Below are 15,621 nucleotides of genomic sequence, written 5' to 3' on the forward strand. Positions count from 1 at the left end.
GTCAGAACCCGCCCCCGCCCCAGCCTCCGCGTCAGGGGCCGGTAGCGCTGCGCCACCAGGGTGCTCAACCGGAACGGCAGCTTCCGCTCACGCTCCACCTTGCGGGCCCGCTCCACCAGCGCCTCTTTCGTCAGCCGCGACGGGCCTTCCAGCCCCACCAGGACGCGGTTGGTCGTGGTGGGCACCTCGAAGATGGACAGGCCGTGGAAGCTCACCTGGTAGGTGCGCACCATCGCTTCGTAGTGCGGGTTCCCCGCGGACTCCCAGACGTTGCTCGCCACCGCCCCGCCCCGCGTCAGCCGTGAACGCACCGCGCCCAGGAACTCGCGCGTGGCCAGGTGCCCGGGAATCTGATCCGCCCCATACGCATCCAGGAAGATGAGGTCGTAGGGCGGCCCGTCCGCCTCGATGAAGGCCCGCCCGTCCCCCACGTGCGCGCGCAGGAGCGCGTCCTCCTGGAAGCCGCAGTACTCCTTCGCGGCGTCCACCACCGCCGCGTCCAGCTCCACCACGTCGATGTGTGTGTCCGGCAGCACCGCGTGCAGGAACATGGGGATGGAGCCGCCGCCCAATCCGATGGCGAGGATGTTCTCCGGCTGGGGCACGAACGCCAGCGCCACCATCACCATGCGGGTGTACGGCAACTCCAGCCGCAGCGGTTCGCCAGGCCACACCACGCTCTGGCGCGCCCCCCCGTCGCCGAAGCGCAACGAGCGGCGTCCTTCCTCGTCCTCGGTGACGATGACGGGCCCGGAGCCGTCATCGCGCTCGTCCTCTTCCGCCAGGACCCGGGCTCCCTACTTCGCGTCCGTCACCGGCAGGGGTCCGCTGTCCAACACCCGCTGCGCCGTCACCGCCGGCCCGTACCGCGGCGTCTGGATGGGCGTGCCCTGCGCGTCCTTCCCCTGGCTCAGCGTCATTGCGTCCGCGTCCGGCAGGTAGCCCACGCGCAGGGACACCTCGCGCACGGTGGACAGCTCGCGCGTCTCCTCCGGGCCCGTGGCGTAGGGCAGCGCGGTGCGCAGGGGCAGCGGCACCACCACGCGGCGATTCGCCGTGGCTCCCGGCTCCACGCGGCTGACCGCGGGCACCTCCGGTGCCTCCACCGCCAGGTCTTCCGGCACCGGCAGCAACATCCGCGACAGCACCACCTTGCCGCCGGACAGGTCCACGTAGGCCCGCTCGGGCGCCAGCGTGAGGTGGCCGCTGAAGCCCACGTCCCACAGGCCGTCCGTGAGCAGCACGGCCTTCTGCGTCCGGTTGTGCACCGCGTAGGTGACGGCGAGCGTGTCCGCCTCGCGCGCCACCGACTCCACCTTCAGCTCCACGTCCGCCTGGGCCACGCGCTGTCCTCCTGGATCCGCTGCTGGGGGCGCGGGCCGCTCCGGCGCCCGCGCACAGCCCATGATGATTGCCAGCGCCATGATGGCACCAGCGCGGCGGAAGGTCTTCATCCCCCGAATCCTAGTAGCGCGGGCGGGTCGGCAGGTTCAGATCGTCGCGCAGGACGTTCTCTCCGGGACGTCCGCCCTGCACCACGTCCGGCGTGGACGGGTCCTGGTCCAGGTCGATGGGCAGGCCCACCGCGGAGGTCTCCAGGTTGCGCGTGCCGTCCTTGGAGCCCAGCGCCAGCGTGCCGTTGTTCATGTCCGACGCGTGCACCAGCTCGTGGAACAGGCCCACGACGGGCGGGCGGTTCATCCACTCCTCGCTGCCCAGCGAGATGCGCGTGGTGTTGTAGTTCACCTGCGAGTCCGTGCCCTTGCCCGGCGTGCCGTCCGCGTTCATGAAGCCGTCGTTGAAGTTCGTGCCGCCCGCGCTGTTGCCGCTGGACGTCTCGCGGATGACCGTCTTCTTGCCGCTGTCGTCCAGCGTGCGCAGCAGGTCCTGGCCCGAAGGCAGCGAGCGCATCGCGTCCAGGTCCGACTGCACGCGCGCCTGGAACTCCGCGCTGCCCGTCACGGAGACGGAGGAGCCCCGCTGGTCCGCGTCCGTCATGTCGACGATTTCACGCTCGCCCTCGGCCGCGTCGGCGGTGGTCTCGCCCTCCTCCACGTAGAGCTTGTCCGTGCCCGTGCCGCCGCGGACCGTGTCCTTGCCCGCGCCGCCCGCCACCGCGTCGTTGCCCGCGCCGCCGCTCAGCGTGTCGTCGCCGCGCCCGCCGATGACCTGGTCGTCGCCCTCGCCGCCATAGGCCCGGTCGTTGCCCGCGCCCGCGTCGATGTAGTCCCGGCCCTTGCCGCCGGACAGGTAGTCGTTGCCGTCCAGGCCGTACATCACGTCGCGGCCCTCGCCACCCATGATGCGGTCATCGCCCGCGCCGCCCTCCAGGTAGTCGTCGCCGTCCATGCCCTTCAGCGTGTCCTTGCCCTCGCCACCGATGATGGTGTCGTTGCCCGCGCCGCCGATGAGCGTGTCACTGCCCGCGCCGCCCGTGAGCTTGTCGTCGCCGTCACCACCGTCCAGGGTGATGTCCTGCGTGACGCTCGCGTCCACGGTGATGGAGTCGTTGCCGGCGCCGCCGTTGATGATGACGCCCTTGGACTGTTCGGCGGTGAGGTTCACCGTGTCGCTGCCGGACGTGATGGTGAGCCCGCCGTTCTTGTTCTGCGTCACCTTCGCGGTGTTGTTGCCCGCGCCCAGGTCCACCACCGTGCGCCCATCCGCGTTCGTGCTCACCTGCGGCGCGAGCGCCTTCGCCACACCCTTGGCGACCTTGTCGAGGGCCGACCCGATGCCCGACGCGATACCGCCCAGGAAGCCACCGCCGTCCTTGTCCTTCTTCACCGCCGTCTCGGTGGTGCGGACCTCCGACAGCTGGGGACGTGAACCCGCGCGAGGCCCGGAGTCGAAGCCGTCCGACATCCGCTGCGTGACGGCGGCCTTCACCGCGTTGGGCTTCGCCGGCGGGGCGGGCGTCTTCGGCTGCGGGGTGCTGACAGGGGACGTCGTGCGCGAGCCGGGCTTGCCAATCGTGGTCATGTCGCTTCTCCCAGGTGACGGAGACACCTGGCCAGGGGTCCGGGCGACGGGGCGCCAGGGTCGGCAGAACGCCGACATTCCAGATTGTCGTGAACGTTTGCCGCCAGTTGCGTCGCCCGACCCGGAACGACACGGCGCGGCACGGAAGCCCCTGGAATCGTTGTGTTTCTCAATTCCCGATTCGCGAGATGGTTTCAAGGATTTCGTGTATTACAGCTTCACCGCCCCTGCCCCATTCGCGGGGAAACGGGGGGTGGATGACGGGAGGGAGCACCGCATGAAGCTGAAGACGTTGCTGTCCGCCGGGGTGGCCTTGGCCGCCGCGGCGTGGGCTGGTCCAGGAGTGGCGGCCACGGCGAACGGCCCCATCTGTGACCCGGCGGCCTACGTGAACTCGACCACCTATTACAACTGCACCGGGAGCAGCCACACGGCGCTGGATATCGGCAACGGATCCTGCGGCGAGTGGAACCACCGGGGCATGCTGGTGGGCAACTACTACTATTACTACTACGGCGGCTGCGCGGCGGCCTGCTACGGCTCCACCTGCAACGGGGGCGCGGGCAACTACTACGTGGTGTCCGGCGCGAACGGCTGGGACTTCCGCCAGCTGCACTTCTACGCCAACGTCAGCTCCGGCACGAAGACGTGCGACCGCTGCGCGCTGGGGCTCGTGGGCGGCACGGGCAGCGCCACCGGCCCACACGTTCACGCGGACAACCGGCAGTACGGCACGCGCAAGTCGGCCTGGTACACCAGCGTCGGCACCACGTGCGGCACCAACGCCAACTGCACCAACAGGCTGGGCGTTCCCACGCTGTAGCCCCGCGTTCGGGTGTCCTCGGGCAGGGGCCGCACGTCCCCTGCCCGGCTTCACGTCTCCGACGTCCGGCGCGCGTGCGCCCGTCGTTCCTCTTCCGCGTGAGCTCCCTTCGACATGACCTCCCGTCCCCTCTTCAAGGTCGCGCTCGCCGGCCTCGTCCTCCTCGTCGCCCTGGGCGTCGTGTGGTGGCGGGGCTCGGCTGGGAGCGATGACGCCGGTCCTTCGCTGCCCGTCGCGGCGATTCCTTCCGTACCCACGGCCGCAGCCGGGAATGGCGCCACCGGGGAGCCTCCGCCCGCCGCGCGCGCTGGACCTCGCGAGGAGATCCCCATGCCCGGGTGCTGGGACGGGCTGGCCGCGTTGGACAGGTCCGCGACGATGGAGTCGCTGCACGCCGCCGTGGCCGCCGCCATCCAGGCGCGCGACACCGCGCTGGTGGCCTACCTCCAGGAGCGCCTGACGGAGCTCGTGGGCAACGACCCGGACCGCGCACTGCAACTGGTGGCGTGGGCGGTGAACGCCGCGCCGCCTGAGTCGGTCATCTACCTGGAGGCCCTCAAGACCGCGCCCGCCGTGCGACACCCGCGCGTCACGGAGAAGCTGATGGCGGTGGCCGAGAACAAGTCGCTGTTCACCCAGGACCGCGCCGCCGTCCTGGACGCGCTGGAGACGCAGCACCGCTTCACGCCGGAGACGCGCGGCCGAATCAAGGCCATCGCGATGGATGACTCCGCGGACTCCGCCGCGTGGGTGGCCACGCGCACGCTGGGCCGGGTCATGAAGGAGGACTACGAGCGCACCGGCACGTATGCGCCGTACTGGAAGGACCTGCTGGACATCGGCACCACGTCGGAGGACACGGCGGTGCGGCTGCTCGCGCTGGAGATGCCGTCGTACTCCGACCCGCTGCTCGACTCGGACTCCATCGATGCGCTGGCGAAGGTGATGCGCACCGACAAGGAGCGCGACGTGCGCGAGATGGCCGCCTTCCGGCTCGCCGTCACCGAGGACCCGCAGAAGGCCCTTGCCGCGTACCGCGCTGCCTTCGACGGCGAGCACGACTTGTGCGTGCGCTGGGCCTTCCTGCGCTTCGCGGTGCGCGCGGCTGGCGCGGACGCGCTGCCCCTGGTGGAGGAGTTCGCGCGCAAGGACCCACGCCTGCGGCAGGACTATCTGGACTTCAAGGCGCTGTACGCCACCGGCACCACGGACTTCGCGCGCATCTGGATGGGCAAGAAGGAACATCACGACTGCGTGGTCGAGGAAGGAGCGCCGCACTGATGGGCTCGCGAACAATGAAGGCCCGCGTGCTCTGGCTGTCGCTCCTGCCAGGACTGGCCCTGGCGCAGGGCGCGCCCGTCGCAGTCCCCACCCGGACGGCCTGCACGGTGGAGGGCATGCTGGACGAGGTGCGCGTGGCCATGAAGACGGGCTCGCCCGCGTACCGCAAATACGCACGCCTGCGTTTGAAGGAGGCCGCCATCGCCATGCCGCCGGAGGCCCTGGGCCGGGCCGTGAGCCAGGAGCGCGACCCCGCCGTGCTGGAGGCCGTGGGCGCGGCGCTGGCCACCAAGGCGAGCAACGCGCAGAAGCCGGAGCTGCTCCAGCCGCTGCTCTCCCGCGCGAGCCAGGACGCGGACCCCGGCCTGCGCGCCGCGGCGGTGCGCGCGCTCCAGGGCTCACCTTCGGTGGAGTTCATGGCGAAGAACGGCGACGTCGTCACCTACGAGCAACTCGTGCGCGACAGCGCGCCGGAGGTGCGCCAGGCGGTGGTGGAGAACCTGGTGACGGAGAGCGCCGGCATCTACTTCGGACACAACCCGGAGCTGGCGGAAGCGGCCGTGAAGGTCGCCTCGGCCACGGACGACCCGGCGCTGGCCATGCGCCTGCTGGGCGAGGTCTCCATGGAGGCCGCGAGCCCGGAGGTGGTGCGCAAGCTCACCCAACAGCTGAGCTCGGAGAACGCGGGCCTGCGCGCGGCGGCGGCGAAGGCGCTGGGCGGCGTGCCGGGCTCTGAGTCCGCGGGCGCTCGCCGTTCGCTCACCTCGCTGTACCGGAGCGACAGCGACCTCGCGGTGCGCAAGTCGGCATTGGAGGGACTGGCGCGGCTGGGCCAGTCCGGCGCCCGGCCGCTCCTGGAGTCCCTGCGCGGCGTGGACAAGCGCCTGGATCCAGAAATCGACGCGTGGCTGTCCGCGCTCCAGCGCAACCTCCAGGAGTGGCACCTCATCCTGCGGGAGAAGCAGCGCTTGTCGCCCTGAGTGCGTCCGCTGGGGAACGGCTGTTCCATGGCGGGCATCCTTCACGCCCGGCCCCGCCGAAAAGGTGGCCGGGCGGCGGGGAGAGCGGCAGGTTGAGGGGGCCATGTTCGACAGCGGTTTCGGCTCGTCCACCCTCGCCCTGGCGCTCGTTGGCAGCGCCGTCACCGTCCTCTCCACCAGCCTGGGCGCCGTGCCCGCCCTGGCCATGGGCGGCATCTCCCAGCGCACCAAGGACGTGCTGATGGGCTTCAGCGCGGGCGTGATGCTCGCGGCCACGGCCTTCTCGCTCGTCGTGCCCGCCATCCACCTGGCGGAGGAGCGCTCCACGTCGCGCTTCGTCCCCGCACTGATCGTGGGGGGCAGCATGCTGGTAGGGGGTCTGTTCCTGCACCTGTGCAACCGCTTCATCCCCCACGAGCACTTCATCAAGGGCCAGGAGGGCAACGCGCAGGCGGCGAACCTGAAGCGCATCTGGTTGTTCGTGCTGGCCATCGCGCTGCACAACTTCCCGGAGGGCCTGGCGGTGGGCACCGGCGTGGGCAGCCGCTCCATGGCCATCGCCGCGCCCATCCTCGTGGGCATCGGCCTGCAGGACATCCCGGAGGGTTTCGTCGTCGCGCTGGCGCTGATGGGCGTGGCGTACAGCCGCAAGCAGGCGGTGCTGGTGGCGCTCTACACGGGGCTGGTGGAGGGCACGGCCGCGCTGGTGGGCTTCTTCGCCACGTCGTTCGCTTCAGGCGTGCTGCCGTGGGCGCTCGCGTTCGCGGGCGGCTCCATGCTGTACGTCGTCAGCGACGAGATGATCCCCGAAAGCCACCGCCAGGAGTACGCGAAGGAGGCCACCGCCGGGCTGATGGTGGGCTTCGTGCTGATGATGTTCCTGGACGTGACGCTGAGCTGACGCTTTGCGTGCGCGCACCGCGTCTGTGTCCTGCCGGACACCCGGCTGCCCCGCCCCGTGTGGCCCGGACGTGGTAGTTTCAGGTGCATGTCTGTGTCGGATCGAACCCGCGTCGACGGGACCCCCGGGGAGTCGAAGGACAAGGGCGCCCACCTGGACGAGGAGGGGCAGGAGGCCGCGCTCCACGTGACGCTGCCGTACGAGCAGGCCCGCCGTCCGGGGGACCTGCCCACGGTGCGCCGCTTCCGCCTGTCCGTGGTGGAGGGCCCGGGCGCGGGCATGGTGTGGGAGTCCACGGCGGACACCTGCTCGGTGGGCTCGCATCCGCTCAACGACTTCGCGGTGGAGGACTCCACCGTGTCGCGCTTCCACTGCGAGGTGCGCATCGGGCCCAAGGGCCCGCAGGTGAAGGACCTGGACAGCCTCAACGGCGTCATCGTGGACGGCGTGCAGGTGGTCGAGGGCATCCTGCGCAGCGGCAGCCTGCTGCGGCTGGGCCGCGTGGTGCTGCGGTTCGACTTCAGCGCGGAGAGCAACCGGCTGCCCCTGTCGGAGTTGACGCGCTTCGGCACGCTGGTGGGCACGTCCGTGGCCATGCGCGGCTGCTTCGCGATGATGGAGCGGGCCTCCGCGCGCGACGTCACGGTGCTGCTGGAGGGAGAGACGGGCACGGGCAAGAGCCAGGCGGCGCTCGCCATCCACCAGGCCAGCCGGCGCAAGGACGCGGCGTTCCTGGTGGTGGACTGCGGCGCCATCCCCGCGCACATCCTGGAGAGCGAGCTGTTCGGCCACGAGAAGGGCTCCTTCACCGGCGCGGTGAGCCGGCGCGCGGGCGTCTTCGAGGAGGCCGACGGCGGCACCGTCTTCCTGGACGAGATTGGCGAGCTGCCCCCGGAGTTGCAGCCCAAGCTCTTGCGCGTGCTGGAGAACCGGGAGATCCGCCGGGTGGGCAGCAACACGTACCAGCCGGTGGACGTGCGGCTCATCGCGGCCACGCACCGCGACCTGCGCGCGGAGGTGAACGCGGGCCGCTTCCGCTCCGACCTGTTCTTCCGGCTCGCGGTGCTGCGCATCGCCATGCCGTCCCTGCGCCAGCGGCCGGAGGACCTGTCCATGCTGGTGTCGGGCATCCTGGCGTCGCTGGGCGCGGACCCGGAGCGCACGGGCGCGCTGCGCACGCCGGAGTTCCTGTCGCGCCTGAGGCACGCGGCGTGGCCGGGCAACGTGCGCGAACTGCGCAACCACCTGGAGCGCTGCCTGGTGTTCGAGGACGCGCTGCCCCTGGCGGAGGAGGACTCTCGCCCGGAGGGCAGCCCGCTGGAGCTGGACCTGTCGCGGCCGTACGCGGAGCAGCGCCGGCGCGTGGTGGACGACTTCGAGCGGCGATACCTGCGGGCGCTCCTGGAGAAACACCAGGGCAAGGTGGCCCAGGCCGCCGTCACCGCCGGCATGGACCGCGTGCACTTCTACCGGCTGCTGCGCAGGCACGGCATCAAGCCGTAGGCGGCTTCAGCGCCGGGAGGAGAGCCGCCAACGCTCGGAGGCATCCGGCACGGGACTGACGACGAAGTCCGCCTCCAGTCCCCGCAGCGCCGGGCCGGTGACGATGGGCGTGGCCGCTTCTCCGTCACCCCGCACCCAACCAGGCAGGTGGAGCAGGCCCCCTTCCCCGCCCGCCGCGTCCCACGCGGAGGCAGTGGCTTCCGTCCAGCCGTGAGCCTCTTCCCGCGACGTCAGCCGGTCCACGTGCACGGTGACGTGCAGGCGCGCGGTGGAGGTGCCCTTCCCCGTCAGCGCGAGCCCCACGTCCAGCACCCGCGCCCGCAGCTCCCGCTCGCGTCGCACGTCGTCCGGGAGGCTGGCCACGGCGAGCAGGCACGCACCGCCCATCACCCGAACCTCCATGCCGGCCTCGCGCGCCAGCGTGCTCGCGCGCTCCAGGCCCGCGTCCAGATCCTCCATCGCCGCGGGGTCCGGTTCTCCCGTCAGCCGGGCCTCCACGTACAGCCCCACCGCGCGAGGGACGGCCACCGGTGCCGCGCCTCCCAGCACCGCGCCCCGCAGGTCCTCCAGGAGCGCGTCCACGTCCGGGTGGCGCTCCTCGCGCGCCTTGCGCAGACACCGCAGCACCACCGCGTCCAGCGCGGCGGACACCGGCGCGTGCTCTCCGGGGCGTGGCGGCGGCGCGTGCAGGTGCTGCTGCTCCACCTCGTGGCGCGTGGTGCCCTGGAAGGGCGGCATGCCCGTGAGCAGTTGGAAGAGCAGCACGCCCGCGGCGTACAGGTCCGTGCGCGCGTCCGGCACCTCGCCGCGGATCTGCTCCGGCGCCATGGACAGCGGCGTGCCCAGCACCACGCCGGTGTGCGTGAGCGACGAGCTGCCCGGAGCGCCCGGCACCAGCCCCTTCGCCACGCCGAAGTCCACCAGCTTCACGGCGGGGCCGCCGCGCCCCGGGGCGAGCCGCACCACGTTCTGCACCTTCAGGTCGCGGTGCACCACGCCCGCCGCGTGCGCCACCCGCAGCGCCGCGCCCACCTGCTCCATCACCTCCAACATCTCGCGCGGGGACAGGGGCCCGCGCGTGGCCAGCTCCGCCGCCAGGTCCTGCCCCTCCAACCACTCCATGGCGATGAAGGGCCGGCCGTCCGACAGCTCGCCGTACCCCAGCACCGTGACGATGTGCGGATGGCGCAGCCGCTGCAGCGTGGCGGCTTCACGCCGGAAGCGCCGCAGCGCCACCGCCGCCGCGGCCACCTGCGGGTGCAGCACCTTCAGCGCCGCGGGCACGCCGGATTGCGCGTGCCGCGCCCGGTACAGCGCGGACACGGGGCCATGGACCTGGACGCGGTCCACGACCCACTCGCCCACGAGCGCGCCGGGCCGAAGCTCCTCGCCGTAGAGGGCCTCCTCGCCATTCATGGGCTAGCGCTTGCCCTGGCCCCGTGAGGTCTCCAGGGGCGGCGGGGGCTCCGTCCAGCGCTTGCACAGCTGCAGATGCTGATCATCCACCAGGTCGCACGCGCCGTTGAGGAAGACGGTGACGGGCTCCTCCCAGACCTGGTTGGACGTGTCCATGCAGGCCTCGAAGTCGCCGTCGCCCGACAGCAGCGAGCCGTCCTGCGTCTTGCACTGGTAGGGCGTGTTCGGGGTGGTGCTCCAGCACGGCCCCGTCACGGTGGCCGCGCAGTCCTCCTGCGTGCCCGGCAGCGCGCACACGCGGTAGGTCGCGTACGCCCGGCCGTACACCCAGCCCGGGTCGTAGCAGGAGTAGAGGTCCTTGAAGACGGGCTTCGACTGGCGGCCCTTCGGACGGTTGATGGTGTAGCGGTCCTTCTGCCCCGCCACCAACGTCACCGTCACGTTGATGTCGTCACGGAGCGCGTCCCTGCCGAAGAGGTTGCCGTAGAAGGCGCCCTCGCGAACCCGGTACACGGCGCGCTCGGAGAGCGGCGCCTGCACTCCCGCCGAGACGCCCACGGTCGCAGTGCCCTCCGCGTCGCTGTCCCAGGGCGCGGTCATCACCGTGAAGTACCCACCCGACACAGGGCAGGTGAAGTTCACGGAGGGGTCCGTGTCCGTGGAGGACGAGGGGTCCGTGGACTCCGGCACGCACCCCTGGCTGGACTCCACGTGGCGCGCGTCCGTCTTGTCGCAGCCGGCGATGCCCCGGCACACGCGCAGCACCATGCGTGCTTCGCCGCTGGAGCCCAGCGGCGTCCCGGACGGGCAGACCGCCGGGCCGCCCGCGCCCACGGAGATGGTCTGCCCCGCCGGGCACCACCCCACCGAGTGCATCTTCCAGCCGCAGTTCCGCTCCGCGCCCACCGTCTGTTCGTCGCACGGCACGGCGCTGTTCACGGACGCGGTCGTGGTCGGCACGTGGTCGAGCGGTACCGTCCATGCGTCCAGCGCGAACGGCTGCGCGATGGAGAGGTCGGGCTCATGGATCTCTCCGCGCATGGACAGCTCCACGCGGTAGCCCAGGCCGTTGTTGCGCGATAGGAGGCACGCCGTCACGCGCCGGAGGCATGCTTCTCCCGGCGCCTGCGTGCGCCACCACGGACAGAGGCCCGCGGAGCCGGCCCATTCACTGCGCTGAGAACCGGAGGGTTGGAAGGGGTTGAGGTATTCGAGCGTCTCCCCCTCGCCCAACGCACAGCTCACCAGGTACGCCATGAAGCGCTGCGCGTAGGGGTCGCGGAGCTGGTTGTTGACGAGCGCGGTGCCCGTGCCAGGGCTCATCACGTCGGGGTCGAAGAGGGACTCCAGCGAGCTCGTGGACAGCGCAGCGTTGGCGTCGTGGTTCGCGGCGATGGCGTTGAGCACCAGCTCCCGCGTCGTGAGTGAGTTGGCGATGCGGATGTCCGCCTTGCTCGTGCCGAGCTCGACGTCGGAATCGGCGCTGGCGGTGGTGTCTTCCGGGAGCGCGGGTTCGCAGCCGGTCAGGGCCAGCAACAGGAAACACCAGGGGACTCGGAGGACGGAGGAGGCCATCGCGCGAACACTCCTTGGGTAGGATTCGGAAACAGGAAGGGAAGGAAACCCCAGGCGCGGCCCTCTTGTCTCCCTGTAGCGTGAAAGGTTACGTGCGCGGCACCGTGTAACGATTCCCGTTACAGCGCTGAGGGTACGAGCGCGGCACGCAATGCGTGGAAACGCGTAGACCACAGCGGGGCTTCCGCCACGACAGGGCCGGCGCGTTCGAGCCACGCGAGGGCTTCTTCCATGGCGCCCGTGCGGCGCGCGATGGCGGTGGCCTGAAGGAGGATCTCCGCCTTCTCATCCGGTGAGGCCAGCGCGTCCGCTTCGGTGTGGAGCGCGGCCCAGTCCGTCGCTTGGAAGGCGCCGGCGGCCTGTTGATGGACCTGGAGCTCCACCAGCCTCCGCATGATGGCGGTGGGCGGCAGGGATTCCGGCGGACAGCGCTCCGAAATCCAGGCGAGCTGGCGGGCCGCCGCTGCCTCGTCTCCCGCGGCGGCCTGGATGCGGGCGATGAGCAGCGCGTCCACGGGCACGGGGTGTTCGCGGAAGAAGCGCACGCCCAACTCATGCGCTCGCTGCGCGAGGGGGAGCGCTTCGTCCAGGCGGCCCTGCATGTAGAGGACCTCCGCCAGGTTGAAGGTGGACCAGCGCTCCATCTGCGCGTGGGCCAATTCGCGGCCCAGCGCCATGGCGCGACGCAGGTCCGCTTCCATGCGGGGCACGTCGCCCTGGCGGAGCCACAAGAGGACGCGGTTGCACAGCACGGCGGCCTTGTGCAGTCCGTCGCCCGCGGCCTCGCAGCGCTCCAGGGCTTCGTCGAAGCGTTCGGCGGCTTCTGGCGCGCGGTCCAGGAAGGTGAGCGCGGAGCCCAGCAGGGCCAGCGACACGACCAGCGTCTCGTGGTCCCGGGCGCGCTCGGAGCCTTCGGCGGTGGAGGTGAGCACGCGGGCCGCGGCGGCCCACTCGCCCTGACGCACGTGCAGACGGCCCCGGGCCAGGCCACAGCGAAGGGACAGGCGCGGCGCGTCCAGGGGCTCGATGGCGTCGAGTGCTTCGCGCGTGCAGACGGCGGAGCCATCCGAGTCCTCCATCCAGTCGCGCGCGGTGGCTTCCTCCAGCAGCAGATCCACTTCGAGCGCGGCGTCGCCCCGGATGCGGGCCAGGGCGCGCGCGGCGGACAGGTCCGCGAGGCTTTCCCGGAAGCGCTGGAGGCGGTGACGGACCTTGCCTCGTCCCGCGAGCGCCTGGGCCCGGCGCGCGTCATCTGATTCCGGAAGGAGCGCGAGCGCGCGCGTGTAGTGCTGCTCCGCTTCCACGGGCAGGTGACCGGAGCGGGCCTCCTCGGCCAGCGACAGGTAGTCGCGCGAGGCCTCCTGGTGGGCACCGCAGACGGCCGCGTGGTGCGCACGGCGGCGGCGTTCGGCCACGTCGTCGCCCACGCTGGCCTTGAGTGCGGCGGCGTGCAGTGCGCGGCGGGGCGCGGGAGGCAGCAGGGCCTCCAGGGCCTCGCGCAGCAGCGGGTGGCGGAAGGCGAAGCGGCCCGGGCTGGTGGGACGCAGGAGGCCCGCGCGGGTCAGTCGCTGTAGGCCTGCGCCCGCGTCCAGCGCGGCGGCGCGCGACAGCTCCGGTCCCGCGGTCAGGTGGCGCAGGGCAGCGTCCACGCGTGCGACGTCCACCTCCGTGCCGAGCACCGCGCACAGCCGCGCGAGAACACGGTGGGCTTCCGGAAGGCCCGCGAGCACGCGTGGGGCCAGCCGTTCGAACAGCGGCGTGACGGAGACATCCAGCAGCGCGTCCGGCGCGACGTACCATCCGCCCCCCGGCGCCGAACGCAGGGCCCCGGCGGCTCGGAGCGCGCGGGCCAGTTCGACGAGGGACAGGGGCACGCCCTGCGCCAGGAGTTCCAGGCGCGCGAGCACGGGCTCGGGGATGTGCTCCGCCGGACGCAGCAGGTGGACGAGCACCGCACGGCTGGCTTCCGGAGGCAGGGGCGGCAGCGTGTGGCGTGAGACGTGGGCGCTGCGCTCTCCCAGGTGGGGACGCAGGCCCAGCAGCGAAGGACGTCCGGCGACGCAGATCCAAAGGGACGCCCGCGGTCCTTCGAGCGTGGCGCGCTCGAGCACATCCAGGCTCAGGGGATCCGCGAGGTGGGCATCGTCCAGCAACAGCACGAGCGGGGCTTCACGTGCCTGGGCAACGAGGGCCTCGGCCAGGATGCGGGGCTCCGCGGACGGACGGCCCGCGACGGCGCGCAGTGAATCCAGCAGGGCGTTGGACAGCGACGCATCCGGAGGAGGCGCGCGCAGGCGGACGACCCGGGCGTGGCCCGTGGACTCCAACTGGAGCGCGAGCGCCTTGAGCAACCGTGACTTGCCATGCCCCACCTCGCCGGTGAGCACGCCCAGGCCCGGTGCCGAGGACGACAGGCTCCGCGCCGCGTCCGCGACCAGGGCATCCAGCAGCGCATCGCGGCCCACGAACGGAGGAGGCTCTCCATCAGCGCGAGCTCCGTCCTCGTCGTGGAGGCGCAGACGGAAGACCGCGCCGTTCTCGCGCTCGGTGTCCCCGGATCCTGGTGACGCCGCGCGTGGACTCTCCGCGGCCGCTTGCGACGAAGTGGACTCGCGGATTGCGGACTCCCGCACCGCAGGGCGCGCGTCGCCTGCGTTCCCCGGCCCTGCCGTGGATCCGATGCTCTCGGGACGCTGTTCCTCCCGCGCGCCAGGATCACGAATCCCGAGCGAGGCTTCGATGTCGTCAGGCTTGCTGACGGGCTCGATCCACCCGGGCTCCAGCCTCGCGACCGCCTCCGGTGTCACCCACACTTCGCCCTGCGCGAGTGCCCTCCCCCACCACGTCTCCGGCCGCTCCAGCGCGGCACCCGCGATGCGCGGCAACGTGGTGCCGGGATGCACGTACAGCACCGCGACGTGCAGGACCGCGGAGGCCTCTCCGGACTCCACCAACCGCCGTGCCGCGAGCGCTCCCGCGCGCACGTTCGCCTCCGCCGACAACGACTCGCAAAAGACGAGTACGTAGCCGCCCGCCGCGACCCGTGCCAGCACTCCGCCGAACGGCTCCAGCGTGGCCGCCAGCCCTTCCACCGACGCGGCCGTGCGCAGCCCCAGCACCGCCACCGGACGCGCGCCCGCGAACGTCACCAGCGCCTGCGCCGACCGCGCATCCCTCGCCCCGACGACACCGGACAGCGAAGGCCCTTCCGCGCACGCGGCCTCGAACGCTGCCAGCAGCTCCTCCGCGCTCGCGTACCGTTCCGCCGGCTCCTTGGCCAGACACCGCGCCACCACCGCGTCCAGCGCCCCCGGAACCTGCGCCCGCTCCGACACGCGCGGCGGACGCTGGCTCACGTGGCCTTCGCGCACCTCGTCCGGAGTGCCGTGGAACGGCGGCGTCCCCGTGAGCAACTCGAAGAGCAGGACGCCCAACGCGTAGATGTCCGCGGCCGGACCCGCCTCGCGCGCGTCCAGGCACTGCTCCGGCGACATGTAGACCGTCGTGCCCGCGCGGTTGCCCGCCGCCTCCGCCGGCCCCGCGTCCATCCATCGCGCGAGCCCGAAGTCCAGCAGGCTCAGCGCACCACCCTCGCGCAGGAAGATGTTCTCCGGCTTGAGGTCCCGGTGCGCGACTCCCACCGCGTGCACGCGCGCCACAGCCGGACACAGCCCCGTCAGCAGCTCCCGCACCCGCGCCACGGACGCCGCGCCCGTCCCTGGCAGCGCCGCCATCCACGCCGCGAGCGTCTGCCCTCGCAACAGCTCCTGCACCAGGAAGGGCCGGCCTCCCACCCGCCCCTCTTCCAGCACTTCAGGGACCGTGGGCGGCCCGACGCGCCGGAGCGCCTCCGCCTCGTGGGCGAAGCGCGCATGGTGTGGCCCCAGTCCCACCTTGAGCGCCACCTCGCGGCCGTCCGACTCGCGCGCCGCGGTGAAGACGTGGGCGAAGCCCCCCACTCCCAACAGGGCGGCACCGGACAGGCCGGGGACGTCGGGAATCGCCAGCGGCTCCAGGGGGAGACCGGACCCGGCGGCGACGCCATTCACGGGACACGCCGCGCCCGGCGCGAGGCGGCGGTGGCAGACCGGACAGCGCATGCGGATGCCCGGAGGCTACCAGAGCGCCCGCGCCAGCACGATGCCCACCCCCACCAGCCC

The 15,621-nt window shown here is 72.0% G+C and carries 11 protein-coding genes; 5 read left to right on the forward strand and 6 right to left on the reverse strand.

Going from position 1 to position 15,621, the window contains the following annotated elements; translation table 11 throughout:
- The 3 genes from D7Y15_RS37130 to D7Y15_RS37140 form a co-directional block, all read right to left on the reverse strand.
- On the reverse strand, positions 1-710 hold a 710-nt coding region (locus tag D7Y15_RS37130), incomplete at its 3' end, for a spermidine synthase (protein ID WP_233605237.1).
- Between the two features lie 87 nt (positions 711-797).
- Positions 798-1,454 carry a hypothetical protein gene (locus D7Y15_RS37135; RefSeq protein ID WP_120580069.1) on the reverse strand — a complete coding sequence of 219 codons (657 nt, stop codon included), beginning with the start codon at positions 1,452-1,454 and terminating at the stop codon, positions 798-800.
- A gap of 10 nt (positions 1,455-1,464) precedes the next feature.
- Positions 1,465-2,982, reverse strand: coding sequence for a M91 family zinc metallopeptidase (locus D7Y15_RS37140; protein ID WP_121755534.1), 1,518 nt, complete (start codon positions 2,980-2,982; stop codon positions 1,465-1,467).
- Positions 2,983-3,259: 277 nt separating this feature from the next.
- Here D7Y15_RS37140 and D7Y15_RS37145 point away from each other — a divergent pair, with 277 nt between their 5' ends.
- The 5 genes from D7Y15_RS37145 to D7Y15_RS37165 all read left to right on the forward strand — a co-directional run bounded on the left by D7Y15_RS37145 (position 3,260) and on the right by D7Y15_RS37165 (position 8,470).
- Positions 3,260-3,805 (forward strand): peptidase M23, encoded by a 546-nt coding sequence (locus tag D7Y15_RS37145; RefSeq protein ID WP_120580071.1) that lies wholly within the window; start codon positions 3,260-3,262, stop codon positions 3,803-3,805.
- 114 nt (positions 3,806-3,919) lie between these two features.
- On the forward strand, positions 3,920-5,086 hold the full coding sequence (locus tag D7Y15_RS37150) for a HEAT repeat domain-containing protein (protein ID WP_121755535.1): 1,167 nt from the start codon (positions 3,920-3,922) through the stop codon (positions 5,084-5,086).
- Entirely contained in the window at positions 5,086-6,066 is a 981-nt protein-coding gene (locus D7Y15_RS37155; protein WP_121755536.1) for a HEAT repeat domain-containing protein, read from the forward strand. Before D7Y15_RS37150 ends, D7Y15_RS37155 begins: the two co-directional genes overlap by 1 nt.
- A 103-nt stretch (positions 6,067-6,169) precedes the next feature.
- Positions 6,170-6,967 (forward strand): ZIP family metal transporter, encoded by a 798-nt coding sequence (locus tag D7Y15_RS37160; protein WP_121755537.1) that lies wholly within the window; start codon positions 6,170-6,172, stop codon positions 6,965-6,967.
- A 153-nt stretch (positions 6,968-7,120) separates the two neighbouring features.
- Positions 7,121-8,470 carry a sigma 54-interacting transcriptional regulator gene (locus D7Y15_RS37165; protein WP_120580079.1) on the forward strand — a complete coding sequence of 450 codons (1,350 nt, stop codon included), beginning with the start codon at positions 7,121-7,123 and terminating at the stop codon, positions 8,468-8,470.
- Between the two features lie 6 nt (positions 8,471-8,476).
- On the opposite strand, the gene D7Y15_RS37170 is transcribed toward D7Y15_RS37165, so the two are convergent.
- From D7Y15_RS37170 to D7Y15_RS37180, 3 genes are all read right to left on the reverse strand, one after another.
- Positions 8,477-9,886: a serine/threonine-protein kinase gene (locus D7Y15_RS37170; protein ID WP_121755538.1), complete on the reverse strand. Its 1,410-nt coding sequence runs from the start codon at positions 9,884-9,886 to the stop codon at positions 8,477-8,479.
- 3 nt (positions 9,887-9,889) lie between these two features.
- Positions 9,890-11,461, reverse strand: a complete 1,572-nt coding sequence (locus D7Y15_RS37175; protein WP_121755539.1) for a hypothetical protein — start codon at positions 11,459-11,461, stop codon at positions 9,890-9,892.
- Between the two features lie 119 nt (positions 11,462-11,580).
- Complete coding sequence (locus D7Y15_RS37180) at positions 11,581-15,561, reverse strand: serine/threonine-protein kinase PknK (RefSeq protein ID WP_121755540.1); 3,981 nt, start codon at positions 15,559-15,561, stop codon at positions 11,581-11,583.
- Between the last annotated feature and the right edge of the window lie 60 nt (positions 15,562-15,621).

Source organism: Corallococcus sp. AB030, from assembly GCF_003668965.1.
Classification (GTDB): Bacteria; Myxococcota; Myxococcia; order Myxococcales; family Myxococcaceae; genus Corallococcus; species Corallococcus exiguus.

Bases quoted from the DNA above. Each gene is read 5' to 3' on its own strand.
- D7Y15_RS37140 (WP_121755534.1), bottom strand. From the start codon at position 2,982: ATGACCACGATTGGCAAGCCCGGCTCGCGCACGACGTCCCCTGTCAGC.
- D7Y15_RS37170 (WP_121755538.1), bottom strand. From the start codon at position 9,886: ATGAATGGCGAGGAGGCCCTCTACGGCGAGGAGCTTCGGCCCGGCGCG.
- D7Y15_RS37160 (WP_121755537.1), top strand. From the start codon at position 6,170: ATGTTCGACAGCGGTTTCGGCTCGTCCACCCTCGCCCTGGCGCTCGTT.
- D7Y15_RS37175 (WP_121755539.1), bottom strand. From the start codon at position 11,461: ATGGCCTCCTCCGTCCTCCGAGTCCCCTGGTGTTTCCTGTTGCTGGCC.
- D7Y15_RS37180 (WP_121755540.1), bottom strand. From the start codon at position 15,561: ATGCGCTGTCCGGTCTGCCACCGCCGCCTCGCGCCGGGCGCGGCGTGT.
- D7Y15_RS37135 (WP_120580069.1), bottom strand. From the start codon at position 1,454: ATGAAGACCTTCCGCCGCGCTGGTGCCATCATGGCGCTGGCAATCATC.
- D7Y15_RS37155 (WP_121755536.1), top strand. From the start codon at position 5,086: ATGGGCTCGCGAACAATGAAGGCCCGCGTGCTCTGGCTGTCGCTCCTG.
- D7Y15_RS37150 (WP_121755535.1), top strand. From the start codon at position 3,920: ATGACCTCCCGTCCCCTCTTCAAGGTCGCGCTCGCCGGCCTCGTCCTC.
- D7Y15_RS37145 (WP_120580071.1), top strand. From the start codon at position 3,260: ATGAAGCTGAAGACGTTGCTGTCCGCCGGGGTGGCCTTGGCCGCCGCG.